The following is a 22377-nucleotide window of genomic DNA, read 5'->3' as shown; positions in this document are numbered from 1 at the left end:
TTGTTTATTTCTTTTTGCGTTTTACTTTAGATCGCACCGCTCAAAATGGTGCATATTAAGTTTGCGCTTTGCAATCATCAACTCGCTAAAACTCGTTGAGATTATTGGTTCTACGTCATTACAAACGACTGCGCACGCACCGCTCAAAATGGTGCATATTAAGTTTGCGCTTTGCAATCATCAACTCGCTAAAGCTCGTTGAGATTATTGGTTCTAAGTCATTACAAACGACTGCGCACGCACCGCTCAAAATGGTGCATATTAAGTTTGCGCTTTGCAATCATCAACTCGCTAAAGCTCGTTGAGATTATTGGTTCTACGTCATTACAAACGACTGCGCACGCACCGCTCAAAATGATTATCAATCATTTTGCAGCGGATGCGCTACCAATTCCAAACATACCCAACCATAAGAGTGAATGCGAAACCAGTCAGGTCACTCACTCCTGGCCCACCCTTTGTGGCAGGAGCATATTTTATAGTACGTACATCTTGTAGGGCGACTGAGTGAACCAGTGCCTCAACATTTACGTATGATTCTTTTATTTTAATAGGGAACTCAAGTCCACCACCAAGTGCAATTCCAACTCCTCCGTAAGAATCTTCTACTTCACCATCTTGGTTTGCGATCTTTTCCTGTTCGTACCAATATTCAAACCTTGCCGTTAGATAAGGGTTTGAATAAGTGATGGCCGTTCCAAGGTTTGATGTATCGATATAATAGCGATATCCAAAATAGAATCTAAGCATGGAGATATCAACTGATGTTGGAAACTGTTGGATACCTTGAGTTGGATAGGTAAGCGTAATGTTGTGTTTAGAATATGCAAAACCTATATTCCAAGCTGATTGAAAATCTGAAAAATACTGAATTGTTAAACCAAATGTTGGTGGCAGGTCTTCATATAGCATTCCACGATTACCCGTCCACGTCGTATAACCAATTGCCATAGAGAAAGAAAAAAAACGTCCATATTTATAATAGCGCTCATCTTCATAAATTTGAGACTCTTCAAGGTCTTCATTAAAGTCTGAAAAGATGTCACCACCGATATTGAGATCATCGTCTGCACCGATCATTCCTTCTTGGGCCAGCGAAAGGCCTTGGAAAAATAGTAGCGCTGTGAGGAGTATGATTATATTTTTAAACATTAATTTATCCGTAGCTTATAGGTAGAAGTGGAAACCAGCAGTTATAAAGTGTTCACCCATTGTCGTCACTTCAAATTCATCAATATTTTCAAAACGAATACCGAATTCAGTACTAAAGCCAATGCTGTCGACTCCTTGAAATGAGAACTCTGTTCCAAACCCGAGGTCCCCCTGGAAACCTGAGTCTGAGTCTTGGCCAGGATTTTTATTATTTAGTAAAACTGCGGCCCCTACAGCATAGAAAGTTAGATATGGTTCATCAAAGATATTGCGATAAAGGCGAATTCCACCGTGCCACCCTCCGTTATCAGCAGTATTGACGCCAAATATTGCACCATAAGCAAACGTTGTGCTGCGTTGAACTTTAATTGAAAGTGATGGAATATTATCATTAACTGTATTTGAAAAGCCTATTCCTAGGCGTCCAACACGCTCCAGTGCAAGAGTGTTAAAAGAGATAATAAAAGCTGCTATTACTAGTGAAATCCTTTTCATGGTGCGTAATTTTCCTTTTTCCTAATTATGAGTAAATATATTTTAACAATACTCATGTATTTTTGACAACTTTCAATGTTCTTTATTAAAATGATAAAAATTTTTAACCAGAGGGTAATGGATGACAACACAGGTAGCGCCAAATGATGGCCTAAATTCTGAATTAAATTCAACTGAGCTTGGAGCGTTTATCGCTCAAAACAAAGCTTTATTTCTAGGACTGATTCTCTTAATTGTAGCTGCCATTGGTGGATATGGAATCTTTTCTTACACAAAAGCACAAACGAATGAAAAGGCTGCAACTGCTTTCTACCAATTTGAGCAAGGGTCTTTAAAGAAATATCAAGAAGGTGGACTAGATGCTGCGGCAATGAGTGCAGAGCTAGGACTTCTTTTAAATGACTATGCAAGTACTTCAGCTTCATTTGCAACGAGCTTACTTGCAGTTGATTACCTTACTAATAAAGGTGAGAACAAGATTGCACTAGATATTCTTACAAAGATGCAACCAGGAACTTCTCTACAGTCTTACTTTGTTAATTTAAGAAAGGCCGTGGTTCAAGAAGATCTTAATGAAATTGATGGTGCCATTGCATCTTTAACAGCACTTAAGAATAATGAAAATAACCTTACAATGGGACGTGTTGAGCTTGATCTTGGCCGTATGTACTTTCAAAAGGGTGACATGGCAAAGGCTAAGGCCCACTTTGATAAAGTTCTGACTCTTACAACTCAAAACGTCTACAAATCATTAGCTAAGAGCTACTTAGCAAAAATTAAGTAATCTTATGATAAAAATTCTAACGGCCACGACTGTGGCCATACTTCTTACTTCTTGTTCAACACTAAATGGTGTCAAAGCAAAGTTGTCTGCTGATAAGCTAAAGACAAAACCTCTAACGCTAGCATGGGCGAAGAACTTAGAGCCAAGTTACGAAAGTGGTAATCTTCCTATTTCGCTGGCCTCGCCTTTAATTCACGATGGCCAACTTTTTGCAGCCGATGGCCGTGGTCACTTTAATGCTTATAATGTTGAAACAGGCAGGCTACTATGGTCTTTAAATATTAAAGGTCAGATGACAAGTGCACCAATTGTTTACGAGAATTTATTGATCTTCGGAGACAATACTGGTCGCGTGTATGCTTATGACTTTAATAAGGGTGAGTTAGCGTATGAGTTTGATTTAGACGCAGGTGTTGATTCAACTCCTGTTGTCCACAATGGGCGTCTTTTTATTCATACAAGAAATCATAAACTGTTTAATATCGACGCTTATACTGGAAGAGTTATATGGTCATATAAGAGATCTGTTCCTTATTACTCAACAGTTCAACGAACTTCAACTGCTTTAATTTCTGGTAATAAAGTCTATGCTGGCTTTGCTGATGGCTACTTTATTTGCTTCTCTCTGGAAGAAGGCCAAGTCCTGTGGGAAAGACGCATGAGTGCAGGTCAGAAATTTGTTGATGTTGATATGAAACCGACGGTTTTTAATTCTAAACTTATTGTTGGTTCAGTTGATGATAAAATGGAAGTTATTGATCTGAAGTCTGGCGTTCTTTATAAGAAGCTTGCATTTCAATCAAACCGAAAAGGTGTTCTTGTTGATGGTGGAAAACTTGCTGCTTTTGGTAGCATAAATGGTGAAGTCGTCTTTATTGATTCCTCGTTTAATGAAGTAAAGCGTATTAAAGTGGATGAACTTGCTGTTTCTTCACTGGCCGTTTGGAAAGATGGGCTAGTTGTAACAACTGTTGGCAAGACTGTTTACTATATAGATTCTCGTGGCCAAATTACACAACGTTTTGATCTAGGCTCAGCATACTCAGCTGTGTTTGGAAGTATGACACAAGACGAAGATTTCCTCGCTTTTATTTCATCGCGATATCGTCTGTATACCTTCAAGTAGGTCCAAGATATAAACTCTAAAAATTACCTTGTGCGTGTTATTTCGACAATGTTATTATTTCTTCGTTATAACGCACACAAGTTTCTAGATTTAGGGGAGATTAATGGACTTAACATTCAAGGCAAATGGTATTCTTACTCGTGGAAAAGGTTTAACTTTTGACGATGTTTTATTAGTTCCGAGATACTCCGAGATATCATCTCGTCGACACACTGATCTTAAGACAAAGATTACTAAGAATCATTCAATTGAAATTCCTATTATTGCCGCTAACATGGACACGGTTACAGGCCCTGAAATGGCAATGGAGATGGGACGTTTAGGTGGAGTTGGTATTCTTCACAGATTCATGTCTCCTGAGCAACAAGTTGAAGACGTTAAAGCAATTCAAAGCTATTTTAAAGAACATTCAATCAATCTTCCAATTGCAGCATCAGTTGGAGTTAAGGAAGAAGGTAAGAAAAGAGCTGATCTTCTTGCAGCTCTTGGAGTTGAAATTCTTACTGTTGATATCGCACATGGTGATTCAATCATGATGATGGAAGTTCTTGAGTATATAAAAAAGAATTATCCGCAAATTGATGTGATTGCAGGAAATGTTGCAACTCCCGATGGAGTTAAGCGTATGATTGATAAAGGTGCAGATGCTGTAAAGGTTGGAATTGGACCTGGTAGTATGTGTACGACAAGAATTATCACTGGACATGGCGTTCCTCAATTAACGGCCATTGCAATGTGTGTTGCTGAAGCACAAAAAGCAGGTGTGCCGGTAATTGCTGATGGTGGCCTTAAGAACTCTGGTGATATGGTAAAAGCACTTAGTGCTGGTGCCAGCTCTTGCATGGCCGGCTCTCTATTATCCGGAGCGCTTGAAACTCCAGGTGAAGTTAAGGGTGGTATGAAAGAATACCGTGGGATGGCCTCGAAGGCCGCGCAAGTTTCATGGCGTGGAGAGCTTCCAAAAGGTATGGCCGCTGAAGGTGTAGATACTATGATTCCTTGTAAAGGTCCTACTGAAGGAATTATCAACGAATTAACAGGTGGAATTCGTTCTGGAATGACTTATCTTGGTGTTGATAAACTTTTAAATATGAGTGAAGCAGCACTGTTTATGGAAATGTCATCATCGGGTATGGCCGAAAGTAAGCCACACGGTAAAAGATAAGAAAGGCTTAAGGTATGGGAAATAGTGTTCTTGACGATTTATTAAGTTATCCGAAACTTATAAAAAGAATTAAAGAAAGTGATAATCCAATTCAAACAAAAAAGAAGGTTGTCGCCAACTTTAATGAAATGAAGGCCGACTATTCTCCGTCATATCTTAAATCCATGGCAAAATTCTTTGATGCTACTCTTCCTCGTTTATATGATGGGGTAAGCTTCAATGAAAATGGAACAGATCTCAATGCTCTTTTAGAAGAGGCAAGTGTAGTTCTTGTACCAAATCATCAGTCTCATGCTGATTATATTGCAATCAACTATAAGTTCTTTAAGCAGTATAAACGTATGCTCTACGTTGCTGGTGGTGATAATTTAAATATTTTTCCAATTGGTAAGATCTTTAGAAAGTCTGGTTGCTTCTTTATTCGAAGAAGTTTTCAAAACGATATTCTCTATAAGTTTACGATGGAAGCATATCTCTTTGCTCTTTTAAAGCGCAAGGAGCCAATTGAGTTCTTCTTTGAAGGTGGAAGAACGAGGTCTGGGAAACTTAGACCCCCTAAGTATGGCCTATATCAAATGCTACTTGAGGCCCACTCACATCTTCCAGACGCTAAAGAGCGTGGACTTGCATTCGTTCCTGTTAGTATTGCTCATGAGTATGTTCCAGAGCAGAAGGCACTAGCGAAAGAGATGATGGGTGGAAAGAAAGTGAAGGAATCGACAGGACAACTGTTTGGACTCTTTAAACTTATGGCCTATCAATTTGGCAAAATTCATATTTCGCTTGGTAAACCACAATATGCTCATAAGCTAGATGATCCTGAACAGAATAAGCTTAATGTAAGAAAACTTGCTTTTAAGTGCTTTAGAAGTGTTGGGGACCAGATGGTAATTACACCTACAAACCTCTTAGTCTTAATCTTATTAGATGAATCGAGTGGTGCACTAAAGTGGAATGATATTATTTTAAAAGCTCAGGCAATTTTAGAATACTGCCAGCAGTATGATATTCCTTTTACAGAGGGATTAAGGCCGAATAAATTAGAAGACTCCATTGGTCGCGCTATGGATATTCTCATTGGTAATAACAAAGTTGATGTAATTGGCCAAAGTGAAGGTACATCTCTTTTTTATGCAATTAAGAAAAATTGTCGCGGTGAACTCTTGTTTTTTAAGAATACTATTGTTCACCACTTTATCATCCCTTGGACGATTTCATTAGCTTGGTTCAATGTTTTTAGTGGTGAAATTGATAATGTTGATGAGCTTAAGGCCTTCTTTGTTAAGCAAAGAGATATGCTTAAGATGGAGTTCTACCTACCAACGGTAAAAGAATACTATGCCAAAACGCTTCGAATATTAAGTAATGCTGTTGGGAGAGAGATCACAAATTTACAAGATGCTATCGAATTTACCAATAGAGACTTATATGAAGTTGCTTCAAAACTTAGCCTTTTTGCACGTAGTTTAACGTATATAAATGAGGCCTACATTGTTTCGGCCCTTACTCTTGAGAGTTTTCAAAAGGATGGAGTCGATCACTTTAAGGCGGCAGATTATATGAAGCGCTTTGTTGATGTTTTTAAGGCCGAAATCCTTAGTCAACGTATTATTCGATTTGCTGAAAGTCAGAATGTTGAGCTTATGAAGACTGCCCTTACATATTTTGAACAAATTGGAGTTCTTGGTTATGAGGACAACTCTTATGTCATTACAAATAGAGTGAAGCTTGATGAGTTTATCCAATCGACTGAAAAAACATTGAAAGATCAACTGAAGTTAAACTTCAAAGTTGTTTAAATAGGAGATATCTTGCATCTAGAGTTATCTAAGAGAGAAAAAGAAATCAAGAAAGTTTTAATTATTACTTTCTTTTTAAATTTAACTGTTGCTCTTGTAAAGATTCTTGCAGGTATCGAATTTAACTTCATTTCTCTTCGTTCATCTGGGATTGAGTCTGCCTTTGATGGAACATCAAACCTACTTGGTATCGTTACAATCGCTCTAGCTTCAAAACCACGCGACCGTAGACATAATTATGGCCATCATAAATTCGAAAACCTTGGGGCATTAATCATTGCCTTTATGCTCTTTTGCTCGGCAATTAAACTAGGTCTTGATTATCATGACCTCATCATGGGAACGCAGACAAAGTATGGGCTATTTGGCCCTGTCCCTGTTTTTTCAATTATTATTTCGATAATAATGAGTTATTGGGTTTCTTCTTATGAAGGACGTAAAGGGCGAGAGCTAAATTCTCAAATATTAACAGCAGATAGTAGTCACACTTTTGGTGATATGATTATTAGCTTTGGTGTTTTGATCTCAATTGTTGCTGCCTACTTTGAAGTTTACTTAATTGATTATATTGTTGGTGGATTAATAATTCTTTATTTAATTTACTTAGGGATTCAGATTACTCTTGAAAATTTGAATGATCTTTTAGATGTGGCCCCTATTTTAAAGGATAAATATATTTCGTCACTTGAAGATATAAAGCATGTTCGTGACATTCATAACTTTCGTGCACGTGGTAACTCTAATTGGATGCAAATTGATTTTCATTTACTTCTTGAGCCCGACCTTTCTCTTGGAAAGGCCCATGATATTGCTCACACAGTTGAAGACCGTTTAAGGGTTATGTTAAAAGATTATTGTCGCGATGTTGATATCTTAATTCACATGGAACCAGATGATGAAGGACATAAGGATTAAATGATGGAAACGAAGATAGTTAAACGAAAAATTGGAAATATCAGATTGGCCGTGGGTGCTTGGGAAGAAGACTTTTCAAAAGTTTTTGCGAATGCTGCAAGACTTATGTCTGAGATTGTTCATGGTCAACTTATTCATTTTAAAAGTGATGAACTCTTTGTTTTTGCTGATGATAAACTAGAAAATTATAGAGTTGGCGTTCCAATGATTGGCAATCTTCAAAATAAACATCTTGAGAGCTTTGATCTTCATGCTGGAGAGCTTGAAAGTTGTGAGTTTGGAGTTGAAAAGCTAAAGGATTACACAAGAATTAAGAATATATATACTGATCTTTGCTTGTCTGAGGAGTATTTTATAAGAATTACGTCTCACGGCGGACAATATCTGTCTTTTTATGAGAAATATCTCATTCAATAATGTATACTGTGGGTATATTTTTTGTTATGTTTGCAATCCTAGTGGTCAGCCATTAGAATTGTAATTATTGAAAATAACTGATTCGCTAATAATTGGTTTATTTCCGGAGGTGATTTATTAGCAACAATTTTAGAGGTGGAAGGCCAAGAAAAGAAAGAGGCCCAAGAATTAACGAGCAAATTAGAATTTCTGAATGTCGACTAATGAGTGATGAAGAACAATACGGGGTTGTATCTATTGATAGAGCTCGCGAAATTGCGGATGAACTTGGTGTGGACCTTATTGAGATTGCTCCAACAGCTAAACCACCAGTTGTAAAGCTAATGGACTATGGGAAGTATAAGTATGCTCTTCAAAAGAAAGCTGCTGAAGCTAAGAAGAAACAGGCCAAGGTTCAGCTAAAAGAAATTCAATTACGTCCAAATATTGAAGCGCATGATCTTGAAACTAAGCTTAAAAGAGCCTACAAGTTCTTAGAAGGTGGAGACAAGGTTAAATTTGTTATGCAATTTAGAGGTCGTGAAATGGCCTATAAAGATATGGGGAAAGAGAAATTCGAAACGATCCTAAATGGGGTTTGTGAAGAAGCTGGTGCAGCAATCGAATCTCCTATTAAAATGATGGGGAACCGTATTATTACAATCGTTGCCCCAGTTAAGAAAGCTAAGTAGTCAAAATACTGTAAGTGCTCGATTTTACGTTGGGCACTCATGCTTTTCCTATCCTAAGTTCTTGATATTTTTTTTCATTTTATCGATTATTCTTTGCATTAAGTGGTTAAACCTGATAAAAATATGCACTTATAGTTTTGTTGTATTTTGTTGAATTCTCGACTCACCTTAAGGTGAGTAAAATTCAAGGAGTATAAAATGCCAAAAATGAAGACTAGAAGAGCTGTAGCTAAAAGATTTAAGCCAGTAGGTAACGGAAAGTTCAAAAGAAAAAGAGCTAACCTAAGACACATTCTTGAAAAGAAGCCAACTGATGCAAAGAAAAGAGCAGGTAAAACTGACTATGTTCACGCTTCAGATGTTGCTCGTGTAAAGAGATGTCTACCTTACGCTTAATTTTCTAAGCGCAAGCTATTCAAAAATGATTGAGTTGGTCGAAACTTAAAATCGGCAAAATTGTTTTTTTAACCTGATTTTTGGGAAAGAACGAAAGAACCATTCACTTGGTCCCCAAACGTCAAAAAAATGGAGTAAATTATGTCTAGAGTTAGAAGAGGTTTTAAAGCAAGAGCGAGAAGAAATAAGGTTCTTAAATTAGCGAAAGGTTTTCACTTTTCAAGAAGAACTAAATACTATCACGCTTCTGAAACAGTAAAAAGAGCATTACACTACAGATACATCGGTAGAAGACTTCTTAAAAGAGATATGAGAAGACTTTGGATCGTACGTATTTCTGCAGCTGCTAAGCTTCTTGGTACTTCTTATTCAAAGTTCATGGGACAGCTTAAGAAGAACAATGTTGAAATCAACAGAAAGATGCTTGCTGAAATCGCTGCAAGAGATTTCGACGGATTCAAAGCAATCTACGAATCAACAAAATAATTCATTAAACTATTTGATTTAATAAAACACAAACAAAACTATATAAAGCAAGGGCCCTGATTTTCAGGGCCTCTGTGATTCTAGCCTTGAAGAAATTTCACTTTCACTTTCCTCATATGAGGGGCATCTCGAAATTCACAAAGATATATTCCCGACCATTGACCAATATCTAGCTCACCACTTTCAACGATCAATGTAAGGGATGTTTGCATAAGTATTGACTTCATATGAGAAGGCGAGTCATCAGCTCCTTCTGCTGTGTGAGTAATGAATGAGAGGTTTCTTGGTGCCAGATGCTTTAGAAAGTTCTCCATGTCCAGCTTTGCACTTGGGTCAAATGCCTCATTGATACACAACGCGGCACTGGTGTGCTGAATTTGACACACTAGGATACCATCAGTATTTTGTGGGGCCAGATCTCTAAGACATTGTCGGATCTCTTTAGTTATGTCGTAAAAGCCTTCACCTGATGTGTTTACTATCTGCGTTTTTATAGGCATCATTAAACTCCAAACATTTTAAATATTTAGCAACTTATATATTATGACATTATTTTCAACGCTACTAAAGCAATTAAGTATTAAAGATTTCTTCGACATGGGCATTGTTGCTCTTATGATCTATCAGGTTTTAAAGATCGTAAAAGGGACGAGGGCCATTCAAGTTCTACTTGGAATGGTTTTCCTTGCTATTCTTTATACTCTTGGGATTAAATACAATCTCTATACAGTTAACTGGATTCTCGAACACTTCTTTGATTATATCTTCATTATTTTCATCGTTATCTTTCAAGATCAATTACGAGCAGCTCTTGCAACGGTTGGGACAGGTAGGAAGATGTTTAACTTCTTTGATCGCTCTCCGGTAAATTATGATATTGAAGAAGTTATAAAAAGTGTAACGGCCCTTTCAAAAGAGAGGACTGGAGCTCTCATTGTAATTGAAAGAAAGAATGGACTCCAAAATTATATTGATACTGGAACGATTATCGATGCAACCATTCACTCAGATCTTATTTACTCAATCTTTCAAACAATCTCTCCACTGCACGATGGTGCAATTATTTTGAGAGATGGAAAGATCTTGGCAGCAGGCTGCTTCCTGCCGCTTTCTAAAAATATTGAAATTGATCGCCACTTTGGAACACGCCACCGTGCGGCCCTTGGGGTTTCTGAAGTGTCTGATGCCATCGTTATCATCGTCAGTGAAGAGACAGGCAAGGTTAAATTATGTATTAATGGCCAGTTCTTCTATTCACACAATGAAAATGAGTTACGCATGATGCTTAAGAAAGCGTGGGCAGGAAAGAGACTTGATCTACAATCTCAAATCGTAGGGCAGGCATAAGATGTTAAAGAAAATTAAAAGTAATAATCTATTTGAATTAATTCAAAATCAACTACTAACTCTGCTAAGTATTATTTTGGCCGTCTTTTTATGGTTCTATGTTGTAAACTCTGAACCAATTACAACGGAGAGAATATATAACCTTGAGATTCTTCCTGCGACAAGTATGGATGTTACCTCTGTTTCGGCAAATGAAATTCACGTAACTTTAAAAGGTGCCCGTGCATTCTTGAAAGACTTTCATGGTGATGATCATTTGAAGCTACAGGTTGATTTAAAGAAGATGAAGGTAAATCGCTCCACAAAACAAGTTAAGTACTCAATTAGTGAGACTGATTTGATTGTTCCATTTGGCGTTGAAGTTGTGGATATTAAACCAAAGCATTTAACAATTAAATTAGATAAGCTGATCTATAAGAATGTTCCGATAAAGGTAAATTATATGAATAATCTGCCAAAGGAGCTTAAGCTTATTTCTTCTTCAATTAATCGCTCTAAAATTAAAATTGAAGGTGCTCGTGATATTATGAGAACTGTTGGGCAGGTGAAGACACGTCTGATTGATCTATCAGAGTTATCTGGACGAGGAGAGGTTCCAATACAACTTGAAGATCTTCCAGAGTTTCTTCGTTATGGTGAAAGTGATACAATTAACTTCAAATATGATATTAGGCCTCAAAAGGCGAACTTAACGCTTAAGAATATTCCAATACTATTTGTTTCGCCTAATATAAAATTTCGCTCTCGTATTAGAAAAGTCTCTTTAGATGTACTAACGACAGGACGAAATGATATAAAGGCGAGTGAAGTTAAGGTTTATGCAGAAATCCCTTCTGATATGGGAAGAAGTGCCGATATTCGTCTAAGAGCAGAACTTCCTGAGGATGTTCATTTATTAAAAATACACCCCGAAATAATTAAAGTGAGTAGATAAAATGACAGAAAGAAAATTATTTGGAACAGATGGAATTAGAGGTAAGGCAAATATTTATCCTATGGTCCCTGAGATCGCAACTGCCCTTGGCCGTGCCGTTACATTTTATTTCCAAAAGAAGAATAAAAATAAGAAAACACCTCTTATCATTGTTGGTAAAGACACTAGGCTTAGTTGCTATATGATTGAGCAGGCATTTTCAGCGGGTGTACTTTCACAAGGCGGAAGAGTTATCTTTACAGGTCCTCTACCAACGCCAGGTGTTGCCTTTGTAACAACTTCAATGCGTGCAGATGCTGGAGTAATGATTTCGGCTTCACATAACGATTACGATGATAATGGAATAAAACTTTTTGATGCTCATGGGTTTAAGCTTCCTGATGAAGTAGAGCTTGAACTTGAAGAGCTTGTTCTGAACCCTAAGTTAATTCCTCCTAAGGTTGGGGCCGAAATTGGCCGTGCAAAAAGACTTGAAGGAGTTGAAGGACGCTACGTTGTTCACGTTAAATCTGCAATTGATGAGGAGTGCGACCTGACTGGTATGCGTGTCGTTGTTGATTGTGCGAATGGTGCCAGTTATAAAGTCGCTCCTCTTGTGATGAGTGAGCTCGGAGCTGAAGTCTTTCCACTAGGAGTAAATCCTAATGGGCAAAATATTAATTTAAATTGTGGAAGCCTACACCCAACACTTGCAAGCCAAGAAGTTGTAAAACTACGTGCGGATATGGGATTCTGCCTTGATGGAGATGCTGATCGTATTCAAGTCATTGATAAAGATGGTGGACTCATTAAAGGTGATAAACTTATTGGTATTTTTGCTAGGCTATTACTTGAGCAAGGTAAGCTTCAAAAAGGTGACACTGTAGTTGGGACTATTATGTCAAACCTTGGACTTGAAAACTACTTGAAAAAGCTAGGCCTTAAGTTTCACCGTACCGCAGTTGGTGATCGCTACATTATGGAATACATGAGAAGTGAGAATGCCCTGCTTGGTGGAGAGCCTTCTGGACATATTATTTTTCTAGAGCATGCAACAACTGGTGATGGGACACTGGCGGCCCTTAAATCAATTGAAGCGACTTACTTCTTTAAGAAGTCGATTAATGAATTGTCTCGTGACGTTGAATTATATCCACAAGTTTTAAAGAACGTTTCTGTTTCACAAAAGAAGAAGGTCGAAGAGATGCCAACTTTTGCAGCAGAACTTAAGGCATGTGAAAAAGAGTTAGGAGAGGAAGGACGTGTGATTTTCCGATACTCAGGAACTGAGCCTTTAGCTCGTGTTATGGTTGAAGGACGTTGCGAAGACAAAATTAATGCTGTCTGTGATCGTCTTGTAAGCGCACTTAAAAAGGAAATTGCATAATGACTGATAAATTGATTCCAAGACTTGGTGTAAATATTGATCACGTAGCAACTCTTAGACAACAAAGAGATGAAGGCTACCCAAGTGTTGCAAATGCCGCCCAAGATGTTTTAATGGCCGGTGCTGATCAAATTACTATTCACTTACGTGAAGATAGAAGACATATTCAAGATACAGACTTAACTAGTGTTATGGCCGTAACAAAGCGCTTTGAAAAACCACTTAACCTTGAAATTGGTTGTGCTAAAGAAATTGTTGAAATCGCAGCTGACTTTAAGCCCGATTGGATTTGTCTTGTTCCTGAAAAGAGAGAAGAGAAGACAACTGAAGGTGGACTAGACCTATCATCTGCTAACTATGACAAAGTTTCTCAGACAATGGCCTACCTAAGAGAGCATTCACCTAAAACGAAGATTTCTCTTTTTGTTGAAGCTTCGACAGAGGTGATGAAGAAGGCCATTGAACTTAAGGCCGATGCTGTAGAAATCCATACGGGTGCTTTTGCAATCGATTTCCTGAAAGAAGGGGATTTAAATCCTCACTTAAATAGTTATGTTGAGTGCTTCAAAGCACTTGAAGGTTCAGCTGTTGCATTCCATGCAGGTCATGGCCTTACAATGGAGAGTGTTAGACCGCTTTTAGAGCGAGGACTATTTGCTGAATACAATATAGGTCACTGGATTGTGTCTCAGGCCGTATTTAGTGGTATCTCTAATGTTACTAAGGATATGTTAAATTTATTTAGAAACCATCCAGTTAACTAAGGTATGGTTTGCCTTTGATTGCTTATTGATCTTTATCGTGGAAAATAAATATCTAAGCAATTAATTCTAAGGAGCACCTGTTGTTTGACTATCAAGATGTTAGGCATTGGAAAAAAGTTTACCAAAGTGATATTTCAAATATTATTGTCGAACTAAAAGAATCATTAAGTGATCCATCTGTTGTTATTCTTGATGGGCCAGTTGGTGCTGGTAAGACTACGTTTACTAATGTCTTCCTTGGTGAAGATAAATCAGGTTCACCAACATATTCCCTTATCAATGATTGTGGCGATATTGTCCATGCAGACTTCTACCGTCTTGATTCGGCCGAAGAGATTATCCACCTTGAGCTAGCAATGTACCTAGATGAGAAAAAATACTTTCTTGTTGAATGGGGTAAGGATTATATCAGAGATATCTACCGTGAGCTTTCTGATGATTTCAATTATTTTCAATTAAGTATTGAAACCAATGACAAAAAAGAAGACGAAGAGAACGCTTCTCGAAACTATTTTTTAAAGAAAATTATTTTTTAACATCTTCTAACAAGTGGGCAGAAATAACCGATTAACTCTGTTTGGCATATCATGTTATTTTCTTCGATAATTCTTCTAACATATAGAAATTATTGACTTCTCACTGTCTTCCTAGTTCCTCAGTAAAGAAAAAATATTTTTTTATAATAATTGATTAAATCAAGTTGACTTTAAGACTTGTGGGCTGACATAATATTTATGAGAAAGATTTTAACGGAATAAATCTTTCACTTGAAAGGATAGCACGGAATGCGAGTCCTTAATTAGCACACAATTTATTTGCTTAAAGTTTAAAACAATTTTTTATTTAACATTTGGATTTATGGAGGAAGACCAATGAGACTCACTTCGAAAGGACGCTACGCAGTTAGAGCAATGCTTGACCTAACTACTCACAGCAACGGAAACCCTGTAAGACTTCAGGAAATTTCAGAAAGACAAAACATTTCACTTCACTACCTTGAACAACTTTTCAGAAAGCTAAGAAATGGCCAAGCTGTTAAGTCGGTAAGAGGACCAGGTGGTGGTTATGTTCTTGCTCGTTCAATGGAAGAAATTACAATTAAAGATGTACTTGAATGTGTTGGAGAAAATATTAATCCAGCTAAAGACATTCTTGGAACAGAAGCAGAGCAAGCAAGCACTGTTGAATTTCACCTGTCTAAGAACTACTTTCAAAACCTTGGTTTCATTATGAGCGAATACCTAACGACAACTTCTTTAGGTGACCTTGTAAGAAAATCTGGTGAGGTTGAGTCTGAAGTTAGAGGTGAGGAAACTTCTAATGAGCAAACTACTCAAACTGTAGAAGCTGCTACTCAGAACACTTCAAATGAAAGTGCATTCAGCGAGTACGCTTCAGGAATTAGATCAGGTTTAGGTGAAATTAATCAATAATTATCTCTACTTAGATTATAATGCTACGGCCCCCTTGGTTAAACCAGTTCAAGACTGGCTTTGCGAGGGGGCCGTCTACTTTGGTAATCCAGCTTCGATTCACCAAGTGGGAAAGAAATCAAAATCCTTAATTAATCAAACCATTAAAAAAATTCAAGATACTTTCAATGCTACAAAGTATGATGTCTTTTTTCACTCAGGCGCTACAGAGGCCATTAATAGTGTTGTAAAAGGTTTTTGCTTTAACGCTTTAAAAGCAAAGGAAAGTTTTCATGTCTTCTGCTTTGATGTTGACCACTCGAGTATGGTTAATCAGAAAGAACACGTTGAGCTTCTTGGTGGTACTTTTCACGTCTTGAGAACACATGAGGGTGACTTTGATAGACAAGAAGTCGTTGACGCCTTAAATGAATTCAAAGGCGAGAAACTCATTAACTTCACATATGTGAATAATGAAAACGGTGTCGTGTGGGATCTTGATGAGGTTCTAAAAGTTAAGGAAGAAACTGGCGCTTGCGTTCATGTTGATTGTGTACAGGTTGTTGGAAAAATCAAAAATTGGAACCAGATTAACCTTGGCCTTGATTACTATACTTTTTCTGGTCATAAATTTGGCGCGCTTAAAGGCGTCGGCTTTACACTTGTCTCTAAAGAAGCGAGTTGGACTCCATTAATTCGTGGTGGTGGCCAACAAAAGGCAATGCGCTCTGGGACTGAAAATGCCTTTAGCGTTCATACAATTAATCTTGCACTCGATTACAATCTTTCACATTCAAATATTGAAAGAGCTCAAGGCGTAAAAGATGAAATTGAAAATTGGCTGATTAAAAACTTTGGCCAAAAAATTACTATCATTGGTGCTAAGGCAAAAATGAGAAATGCCACTACAATATTTTTCAGTGTGCACGACAAGAATATTAATACTGTTATGATGGCACTAGATATGGCCGGAATTTGTGCTTCTAGTGGCTCTGCTTGTGCGTCTGGTATTATCAAACCTTCACGTATTGCAAAGGCTTACGGCCTAAGTGATCAGGCCGCTACAAATGTTATCCGATTTTCTCTCTCTCCATTTTCGCAAGAAGTTGAATCTATTATTTCCAAACTAGATCCAGTTTTATCTAAATTCTTATCATAGAACTCAAAAGATATGCGAACGATGCAGCGCGGTGTGCGTTTTGAACCCTTTCTGCATTTTATCAAACGAGTTCATTTTGACCTCAGTGACCTTTTTGCTCCAGTAATAAGTGTTTGATTTTACTTATGTCATTATTAATTTGGATATTTAAAAGTTGGCACGCTCGTTGCTTAATTAATAGTATCAATGGTTGGACGGCCTTGGTTCTTTAAAAAGAGTCCCAAATCACTTCTACCGGCCATGCTGAAAAACAGGAATCTGTTTTTTTCTCTTGTTCTAAAATCCTATCTTTTCTTCTTAAAGTAAAAACCAAGGCCCAATTTTCTTTTTAGTTTACACCGGCATCGCTTAATATTTTTATACACTCTGGACTACCGTTTCTTTTTGCATAATCCATTGCGCTCTTTCCATGCGTATCTTTAAGTTCAAGATACGCCCCTGCTTTAATTAAGGCTTTTAAAACGTTTGGATTACAGTTTAAGCTCTTGTCCATGGCCATGGTGAAGTGTCTATTGTTAAAGATGAGGTTTGGATTAGCGCCATTATTTAAGGCCTGAATAATTAAGTCCTCGCGTTCGTCTGCTAGTGCTCCTAGGAGATTGTGATTGGCCTGTTCATTCTTAGAGATTGCTTTCTCAGGTTTTTTCTGTAGCGCCGCTTGTTTTTGTGCAACTGGTGATTCAATTGCATTAATTGGAGTTGGTTCTTGATATTTTTCTTGAACGGACTTTGTACTTTCATTAGAGATATAAGTAGCAAGCCCTATTAAAAAGATAATTATTGGAATAACTGACTTATTCATTTAAATCTCTTCCACTGTGCCTTCTAATGGGATAAAAGGTTTTGGTTTTATATAATTCTTTATTTTCTTTGCACCACCAAATTCTTCAATCATAAACTCTGTCATTAGATCTTGAACAATTTTAGCATTATATTGATCACGGCCATTTGCCTTAAACACGTGATGGAAGTAGCCAAAGAAGACTGGCCCTTTTTGTGTTGAAATTTTACCAGATAGTGATTTGGTGTTCATGAGGGTTCCTGTTTTCGCTAGAATGGCCCCTTTATTTCTTTGTGAATTTAATCTCTTTGAAAGCGTTCCAATATCAATGCCTGCAATAGGAAGAGTGTGTTCAAGTGAATTTCCTGATTGGTGTAAGCTATTTTCAAGTTCGATATAAGAGCTTAAGACAATGGCACAGGTGGCGTAGTTGTCGACTCTATTGCCATCGATCTTTGAATCAAGTCCCGATCCTGTATAGAGCTTCACATTTGCTTCATTTTCACTAAAACCAATTCTCTTTTGATAGTAGTCATTTCCAAGCTTCTCTTCCACTAGGTTTTGTAAAAACCAGCTAGAGAATTTCTCTGCACCATAGCTTTTATAGGTAATATCAGATAGCCAATTGTGTGAGACAGAGTTTTGAAATTTTAAATAATTAAGCAGGCGAGGAGACTTGATTAGATAAGTTGATTTAATGTCCTTAAGAGGGTTTGTATTTGTGAAGATTACGTTGTCAACTCTCATTTTATAAGCGGAGGCCTTTAGTGGAAGGCCTAATTCTCTTAGTCTATCTTCTCCAGTTTTTTGTAAGAACTCTTTTAGTCGCGTTTGAATTTTCTTATTACGACTCAAGTTAAAGTATTCTTGCAACTGCTCTATATTATATTCTTTGGAATACCAGGCTTCACTCATACTCATATATGGCCTTAGCGCAATGGCAAAAATAGGAGTGTTTTCATCAAAACTAATTGTATCGAGATTCGTAATTGCGTTTGCATTTAGTGCTGCAATTAAATAAAAGATTTTCTCTTCACTAAACATTCCATCATTTGAACCCTCTAGGTGAATACTACTTCCATTAGAATAGATTTTAGTTTCATATTGAAAATTTGGCCCTAATGTTTCAAGTGCCATAAGTGAGGTAATGGGTTTACTTGTCGATGCTAGGCGGGCCTTCAAATGTGCATTCTTGCCATAGACTTTATCTTGATAAATATAGCAGAAGCCGTGCTCGTTTGGGTCTAAGTTAAATTCTTTTGAAACGGATAACCACTTCTTTTCAATTGCTTGGTGATTAGTCGCATGAGCAAAAGATAGTGTGATAAATATAGTAAGTAAGCTCTTAATTATAAACATGAAGCTCAATTCTAGAGAATATAAAATCGTAGGTCAAGAAGTGGGGGCATTGAGTTATGCGCTAAAGTTTGGCCTTTAGAATTGGTAGAATTGAAGCCAGTCCATTTGTTATCATCTCTACTGACATTGCTAGAAGGAAGAGTCCCATGACTCGTGTTGTGACATTAACACCTAGTTGGCCAACTTTCTCACTAATACGATTGGCATTAATGAGTGCAATGTAAATACAAAGAACGGCCAAGAAAATAATTGGAATACTTAAGGCCCAATCTAATGGAGAAGTTAAATTTTGAGCATAGATGATGGTTGTTGAAATAGCACCTGGGCCGGCCAGTAGCGGAATTGCAAGTGGAACAATTCCGACTTCTCGAATTGAATCATCATCCATTTCTTCTTGAGTTAGTTTAGACTCAACATCTTTAGCATTGATCATGGAAGTTGCCATTGAGAAGATTAGAATCCCCCCTCCTACAGTGAAGGCACCAATTGAGATACCGAAGAATGATAAGATTTTTTTTCCAATAAATAGGGAAATGATTAATGTAACAAATACTGCTATTGAGCAGACTCGAACCATACTTCTTCTTTGTGTTTTTGAAAGGTTTTTTGTAAGTCCCATAAACATTGGAAGTGCTCCAATTGGGTTTACGACAGATAATAATGCAACAAAGAAAGAGACCATGATACTAATTTCCATAAAATCATTATGACAACTTTCAGATATTATTCAAGTTAGTTTTTTGTTAGCGTCATCTGCAGGAGCAGATGACGCTATTCAACCCAGCGAGTCCCAGGAGGGGACGAGTCGGGTACAGTCTTCGCAACTAAAACTATTTTATATTGAAATACTATTTTCGCACAAAGTGCAGGAGCAGATGACGCTATTCAACCCAGCGAGTCCCAGGGTCTGCTTCGGCTCCTGCCTCTCGCAGACATACAGGTCATCGTGACCATAAGGGGACGAGTCGGGTACAGTCTTCGCAACTAAAACTATTTTATATTGAAATACTATTTTCGCACAAAGTGCAGGGCCTGGAACTCGCGTGGTTCGATTATCAACCTCTATGACACCTAAAAAATTCTCTTTGGCCATAATTTAGAGTTGTGGCTTAACCAACGAAAACTACATTCATGATGAAAATAAAAAACATTTCTTAAACACGTCGTATCGTAAAAATTTCATCTTTTGTTCAAGTGTTTATAATTTAGTTCGATAAAGAAGCAACATGTTCAATTTTAGAGGTATCTATTAAATATCTAAATTTTATTTTATCTGTAGTTCTTTTTACTTCCTGTGTTTCTCGTATAGAGTTTGATTTTGATGATCGCTCAAGTTCTTTCTCAGATGATGGAGTTGGGAAAGTTATTACAACTTCTACATTCTCATTTCTAATGATTAACGATACTGGCGCCGGCAACGAAGTTTATCTAAGCTATGGCCTAGAAGCTGACACGGTTCAAGTCCCTAATACTAGCTTTGCTTATTCAAAGATGTCTAATACTGATACGCTGGCACCTGATTCAATTGGGAACCACTACACATTTTCTAATGGAGTGATTGTTGCAGGTTTTAATTCTCCAAATTACGACATCATTCTAATTGATAAGAATAATAATTTTAATGTTCTGGCAACAATTCCTGGTTTTGGTGACACTCAATCAGATCCAATTTTTTTAAATCGAGTTGGAAATCAATTATTCTTTATTATTAAATCTGCTGCCTCAACTTATGATCTATGGGTGACTGATACGACAGTTGCTGGGACTAAGATGCTAAAAACTGTTTCAAATACTTACTATAACACTGTTAATATAAGGGAACGAAATGTCCTCTTTAATGATAAGATGTATTTTAAAGGTGGCGACGCAGTCAATGGTCCAGAGCTATGGGTGACGGATGGCACAGTGAGTGGAACAAGAGTTGTTGATGATTATATAGCTGGAGCCGCGGGACTTGATCCGCGAAAGTTTACGGTTGTTAATAATTCTCTCTATATTTATTCATCTACTAATCGAACGATTTATCATATGGGAGCAGATGAAGTTATTACAGAAGTTTCGTCTTTACCTGGTACTGTTTCTGGTGTGAGCTTTTACGAAAATGAATTAGCATTTAATGATTCATATTTTTGTTTTCAATTATCTGCTTCGACGGGGAACCATCTCACTTGTATCAATACTGACACTCAAGTTGCAGAGTCAAGGTTTTATACGTCAAATGCACATTTTTTAGGTGAGGAAAACGGAATATTTTACTTTGTTGAAGATTACGATATAGACCCGGATCCCATGGTGACGGATCTAAGAAGCCGAGTTTATGAAACAAGTGGAGAGATAACTTCGCAAGCACCAATTCAAATTCACGAAATGAACGCACAAGTAAATGGTATCAACTATAGTCAGACCAATTATGAAAATACCAATGGGATTATTAGCCATATTAGGTACATAGAAGATGGAGTCGGTACTAAGCATATGTTTGTCAAAATCAAGGATTCTGTCGTTACTGAAATTGATAATTTAATTTACCCATACACTACAGATCCAACAATTAATGATTTTAAACTCTATACATCTTATCGTTCATTTAGAACAAATAATCCTGGAACCTTTGTGTATATGGTTAATGATGGTGCTCAAGTGATAACGGTTTTGCAATCTGACGGAACAGCTGCTGGTACAAAAATTGTTAATCAAGTTGACATGGCCGATATCGTTGCAAATATTTCAGGTGGAAATGCAGCTCAAGGATACGGGAGGTTTATTGTTGGACTACTCGATGGTCTGTTCGTTGTTCGCCCTTATGACTTTAGTGTGGATCAGTACTTTCATGCCAATACTAGTGCATTAAACTAATATCAGTTAAAAGGCCGGAATTTTCCGGCCCATATAATATCTAAATTTAATTAGTCGTCGATATTATCCCAATCAAGATCTTTCGAGATCGTGACACCAGAGATTGTTTTTTGAACCTCTTTCTTTATGAAAGGGAAGTTGATTGCTTCAAAGCTATATTTGTTTAATAGGCCTTCTTCCATGACTTCATCAAAGGCAATTAAGATATTCTTTGGTGCGGCTTCAACTAGATGAGTAAAATAGAAGTCCTCAGGAAGTTCTGGGATATCAATTTGGGCATCTTCGTGACCCTCTAGAATTGCTTCATTCATAGCGGCTTCAGCTTGAAGTGCCATAATTTGCTTAACAGGAGACTCTTCACTTGTATCACGTACAATAAGTGAGCCCTTAATATTGGCAGGGTTTAAATCTCTAGTGATATTCCAGCTAGCAATGTTAAAAAAATCTAAGTAGAAAGTTGATTTTCCATACTTAATTTTTCTTGGAATTTGCAACTGTGTAAGGAACTTACGCGTTGATTCGTCTTTAGACTTACGAGCAAGCTTTTGAGCAAGTTTTGCGTCTTGGACTCGGATAATATAAGCACCGGCCTCTTTTGTTGACTTAAATAACATATATTGGAACGCAACACTGAAGAGCGTGTATAATTTATGTTGACCAAGGTGAATTCGTGACGCGTCGCTTTCGACAAGGGTTTTAACAGACTCATATAGGTCTTGTTTACTAAGTTGAGAAGACATTCAGTTTATTCCTTTTAAATTTGTGCGAAAGATTTTTTAAGAATTAGGTCATTTTTTGTCAACACGTTTGTCAAAAATAAATACTTAAATATTCTTTATTTTAAGCTCAAAAAAGCCTTATAACTCGTTGACTTGAATGGCTTTTTTCACTAATATGCAACACTGATTATTATAACTTATGAACGATACTATATAAATTTGGTCATCCATTTTTATTTGGACTCAATTAAATATTAACAACCTCAAAACGGAG

Annotated in this window: 24 protein-coding genes; 17 read left to right on the top strand and 7 right to left on the bottom strand. The window is 37.2% G+C overall.

Features of this window, described 5'->3' with window-relative positions; translation table 11 throughout:
• Positions 1-384 precede the first annotated feature (384 nt).
• Both M902_RS08080 and M902_RS08075 read right to left on the bottom strand, forming a co-directional pair.
• Complete coding sequence (locus tag M902_RS08080) at positions 385-1152, bottom strand: hypothetical protein (protein ID WP_021267390.1); 768 nt, start codon at positions 1150-1152, stop codon at positions 385-387.
• A 15-nt stretch (positions 1153-1167) separates the two neighbouring features.
• On the bottom strand, positions 1168-1647 hold the full coding sequence (locus M902_RS08075; RefSeq protein WP_021267247.1) for a hypothetical protein: 480 nt from the start codon (positions 1645-1647) through the stop codon (positions 1168-1170).
• A gap of 121 nt (positions 1648-1768) precedes the next feature.
• Between M902_RS08075 and M902_RS08070 the strand changes: the two genes are divergently transcribed.
• From M902_RS08070 to rplT, 9 genes are all read left to right on the top strand, one after another.
• A complete protein-coding gene (locus M902_RS08070; RefSeq protein WP_021267189.1) occupies positions 1769-2431 on the top strand; it encodes a tetratricopeptide repeat protein in 663 nt (220 codons plus the stop codon).
• A gap of 4 nt (positions 2432-2435) precedes the next feature.
• Positions 2436-3557 carry a PQQ-binding-like beta-propeller repeat protein gene (locus M902_RS08065; protein ID WP_021267313.1) on the top strand — a complete coding sequence of 374 codons (1122 nt, stop codon included), beginning with the start codon at positions 2436-2438 and terminating at the stop codon, positions 3555-3557.
• A gap of 103 nt (positions 3558-3660) precedes the next feature.
• Positions 3661-4722 carry a guanosine monophosphate reductase gene (locus M902_RS08060; RefSeq protein WP_021267178.1) on the top strand — a complete coding sequence of 354 codons (1062 nt, stop codon included), beginning with the start codon at positions 3661-3663 and terminating at the stop codon, positions 4720-4722.
• Positions 4723-4736: 14 nt separating this feature from the next.
• Complete coding sequence (locus M902_RS08055) at positions 4737-6521, top strand: 1-acyl-sn-glycerol-3-phosphate acyltransferase (protein ID WP_021267326.1); 1785 nt, start codon at positions 4737-4739, stop codon at positions 6519-6521.
• A 12-nt stretch (positions 6522-6533) separates the two neighbouring features.
• A complete protein-coding gene (locus M902_RS08050; protein WP_021267212.1) occupies positions 6534-7436 on the top strand; it encodes a cation diffusion facilitator family transporter in 903 nt (300 codons plus the stop codon).
• Between the two features lie 3 nt (positions 7437-7439).
• Positions 7440-7853, top strand: coding sequence for a hypothetical protein (locus M902_RS08045; RefSeq protein WP_021267358.1), 414 nt, complete (start codon positions 7440-7442; stop codon positions 7851-7853).
• A gap of 116 nt (positions 7854-7969) precedes the next feature.
• Positions 7970-8524: a translation initiation factor IF-3 gene (infC, locus tag M902_RS08040; protein ID WP_084710493.1), complete on the top strand. Its 555-nt coding sequence runs from the start codon at positions 7970-7972 to the stop codon at positions 8522-8524.
• A 198-nt stretch (positions 8525-8722) separates the two neighbouring features.
• On the top strand, positions 8723-8920 hold the full coding sequence (gene rpmI, locus M902_RS08035) for a 50S ribosomal protein L35 (protein WP_021267185.1): 198 nt from the start codon (positions 8723-8725) through the stop codon (positions 8918-8920).
• A 141-nt stretch (positions 8921-9061) separates the two neighbouring features.
• A complete protein-coding gene (rplT, locus tag M902_RS08030; RefSeq protein WP_021267308.1) occupies positions 9062-9406 on the top strand; it encodes a 50S ribosomal protein L20 in 345 nt (114 codons plus the stop codon).
• An 80-nt stretch (positions 9407-9486) separates the two neighbouring features.
• Here rplT and M902_RS08025 read toward each other — a convergent pair whose 3' ends face one another.
• Complete coding sequence (locus M902_RS08025) at positions 9487-9909, bottom strand: secondary thiamine-phosphate synthase enzyme YjbQ (RefSeq protein ID WP_021267226.1); 423 nt, start codon at positions 9907-9909, stop codon at positions 9487-9489.
• A gap of 40 nt (positions 9910-9949) precedes the next feature.
• Between M902_RS08025 and cdaA the strand changes: the two genes are divergently transcribed.
• The 7 genes from cdaA to M902_RS07990 all read left to right on the top strand — a co-directional run bounded on the left by cdaA (position 9950) and on the right by M902_RS07990 (position 16388).
• Positions 9950-10753: a diadenylate cyclase CdaA gene (gene cdaA / locus M902_RS08020; RefSeq protein WP_021267179.1), complete on the top strand. Its 804-nt coding sequence runs from the start codon at positions 9950-9952 to the stop codon at positions 10751-10753.
• Between the two features lies 1 nt (position 10754).
• Entirely contained in the window at positions 10755-11687 is a 933-nt protein-coding gene (locus M902_RS08015; protein ID WP_021267264.1) for a YbbR-like domain-containing protein, read from the top strand.
• 1 nt (position 11688) lies between these two features.
• The gene (gene glmM, locus M902_RS08010; protein WP_021267394.1) at positions 11689-13053 is read left to right on the top strand and encodes a phosphoglucosamine mutase; all 1365 of its coding nucleotides are present in this window, start codon (positions 11689-11691) and stop codon (positions 13051-13053) included.
• Positions 13053-13817, top strand: a complete 765-nt coding sequence (locus M902_RS08005) for a pyridoxine 5'-phosphate synthase (RefSeq protein WP_021267239.1) — start codon at positions 13053-13055, stop codon at positions 13815-13817. The genes glmM and M902_RS08005 overlap by 1 nt, the downstream gene beginning before the upstream one ends.
• 80 nt (positions 13818-13897) lie before the next feature.
• Entirely contained in the window at positions 13898-14353 is a 456-nt protein-coding gene (locus M902_RS15880) for a tRNA (adenosine(37)-N6)-threonylcarbamoyltransferase complex ATPase subunit type 1 TsaE (RefSeq protein ID WP_021267282.1), read from the top strand.
• 336 nt (positions 14354-14689) lie between these two features.
• A complete protein-coding gene (locus tag M902_RS07995; protein WP_021267150.1) occupies positions 14690-15250 on the top strand; it encodes an Rrf2 family transcriptional regulator in 561 nt (186 codons plus the stop codon).
• Positions 15234-16388, top strand: a complete 1155-nt coding sequence (locus M902_RS07990; protein ID WP_021267273.1) for a cysteine desulfurase family protein — start codon at positions 15234-15236, stop codon at positions 16386-16388. Before M902_RS07995 ends, M902_RS07990 begins: the two co-directional genes overlap by 17 nt.
• A 328-nt stretch (positions 16389-16716) precedes the next feature.
• On the opposite strand, the gene M902_RS07985 is transcribed toward M902_RS07990, so the two are convergent.
• The 3 genes from M902_RS07985 to M902_RS07975 form a co-directional block, all read right to left on the bottom strand.
• Positions 16717-17190 (bottom strand): ankyrin repeat domain-containing protein, encoded by a 474-nt coding sequence (locus M902_RS07985; RefSeq protein WP_021267377.1) that lies wholly within the window; start codon positions 17188-17190, stop codon positions 16717-16719.
• On the bottom strand, positions 17191-18528 hold the full coding sequence (locus M902_RS07980) for a D-alanyl-D-alanine carboxypeptidase (RefSeq protein WP_021267147.1): 1338 nt from the start codon (positions 18526-18528) through the stop codon (positions 17191-17193).
• 61 nt (positions 18529-18589) lie between these two features.
• Positions 18590-19225: a MarC family protein gene (locus M902_RS07975; protein WP_021267351.1), complete on the bottom strand. Its 636-nt coding sequence runs from the start codon at positions 19223-19225 to the stop codon at positions 18590-18592.
• A gap of 695 nt (positions 19226-19920) precedes the next feature.
• Between M902_RS07975 and M902_RS07970 the strand changes: the two genes are divergently transcribed.
• Complete coding sequence (locus M902_RS07970; protein WP_021267216.1) at positions 19921-21384, top strand: hypothetical protein; 1464 nt, start codon at positions 19921-19923, stop codon at positions 21382-21384.
• A gap of 50 nt (positions 21385-21434) precedes the next feature.
• On the opposite strand, the gene M902_RS07965 is transcribed toward M902_RS07970, so the two are convergent.
• Complete coding sequence (locus M902_RS07965; RefSeq protein WP_021267343.1) at positions 21435-22124, bottom strand: hypothetical protein; 690 nt, start codon at positions 22122-22124, stop codon at positions 21435-21437.
• Positions 22125-22377 lie beyond the last annotated feature (253 nt).

Origin of the sequence: Bacteriovorax sp. BAL6_X (genome assembly GCF_000443995.1) — a bacterium.
Classification (GTDB): domain Bacteria; phylum Bdellovibrionota; class Bacteriovoracia; order Bacteriovoracales; family Bacteriovoracaceae; genus Halobacteriovorax_A.
This window is presented reverse-complemented; position numbering and strand designations above follow the sequence as displayed.

Bases quoted from the DNA above. Each gene is read 5' to 3' on its own strand.
- M902_RS08080 (WP_021267390.1), bottom strand. From the start codon at position 1,152: ATGTTTAAAAATATAATCATACTCCTCACAGCGCTACTATTTTTCCAA.
- M902_RS08075 (WP_021267247.1), bottom strand. From the start codon at position 1,647: ATGAAAAGGATTTCACTAGTAATAGCAGCTTTTATTATCTCTTTTAAC.
- M902_RS08070 (WP_021267189.1), top strand. From the start codon at position 1,769: ATGACAACACAGGTAGCGCCAAATGATGGCCTAAATTCTGAATTAAAT.
- M902_RS08065 (WP_021267313.1), top strand. From the start codon at position 2,436: ATGATAAAAATTCTAACGGCCACGACTGTGGCCATACTTCTTACTTCT.
- M902_RS08060 (WP_021267178.1), top strand. From the start codon at position 3,661: ATGGACTTAACATTCAAGGCAAATGGTATTCTTACTCGTGGAAAAGGT.
- M902_RS08055 (WP_021267326.1), top strand. From the start codon at position 4,737: ATGGGAAATAGTGTTCTTGACGATTTATTAAGTTATCCGAAACTTATA.
- M902_RS08045 (WP_021267358.1), top strand. From the start codon at position 7,440: ATGGAAACGAAGATAGTTAAACGAAAAATTGGAAATATCAGATTGGCC.
- rpmI (WP_021267185.1), top strand. From the start codon at position 8,723: ATGCCAAAAATGAAGACTAGAAGAGCTGTAGCTAAAAGATTTAAGCCA.
- rplT (WP_021267308.1), top strand. From the start codon at position 9,062: ATGTCTAGAGTTAGAAGAGGTTTTAAAGCAAGAGCGAGAAGAAATAAG.
- M902_RS08025 (WP_021267226.1), bottom strand. From the start codon at position 9,909: ATGATGCCTATAAAAACGCAGATAGTAAACACATCAGGTGAAGGCTTT.
- cdaA (WP_021267179.1), top strand. From the start codon at position 9,950: ATGACATTATTTTCAACGCTACTAAAGCAATTAAGTATTAAAGATTTC.
- M902_RS08015 (WP_021267264.1), top strand. From the start codon at position 10,755: ATGTTAAAGAAAATTAAAAGTAATAATCTATTTGAATTAATTCAAAAT.
- glmM (WP_021267394.1), top strand. From the start codon at position 11,689: ATGACAGAAAGAAAATTATTTGGAACAGATGGAATTAGAGGTAAGGCA.
- M902_RS08005 (WP_021267239.1), top strand. From the start codon at position 13,053: ATGACTGATAAATTGATTCCAAGACTTGGTGTAAATATTGATCACGTA.
- M902_RS07995 (WP_021267150.1), top strand. From the start codon at position 14,690: ATGAGACTCACTTCGAAAGGACGCTACGCAGTTAGAGCAATGCTTGAC.
- M902_RS07985 (WP_021267377.1), bottom strand. From the start codon at position 17,190: ATGAATAAGTCAGTTATTCCAATAATTATCTTTTTAATAGGGCTTGCT.
- M902_RS07980 (WP_021267147.1), bottom strand. From the start codon at position 18,528: ATGTTTATAATTAAGAGCTTACTTACTATATTTATCACACTATCTTTT.
- M902_RS07975 (WP_021267351.1), bottom strand. From the start codon at position 19,225: ATGGAAATTAGTATCATGGTCTCTTTCTTTGTTGCATTATTATCTGTC.
- M902_RS07970 (WP_021267216.1), top strand. From the start codon at position 19,921: ATGATTAACGATACTGGCGCCGGCAACGAAGTTTATCTAAGCTATGGC.
- M902_RS07965 (WP_021267343.1), bottom strand. From the start codon at position 22,124: ATGTCTTCTCAACTTAGTAAACAAGACCTATATGAGTCTGTTAAAACC.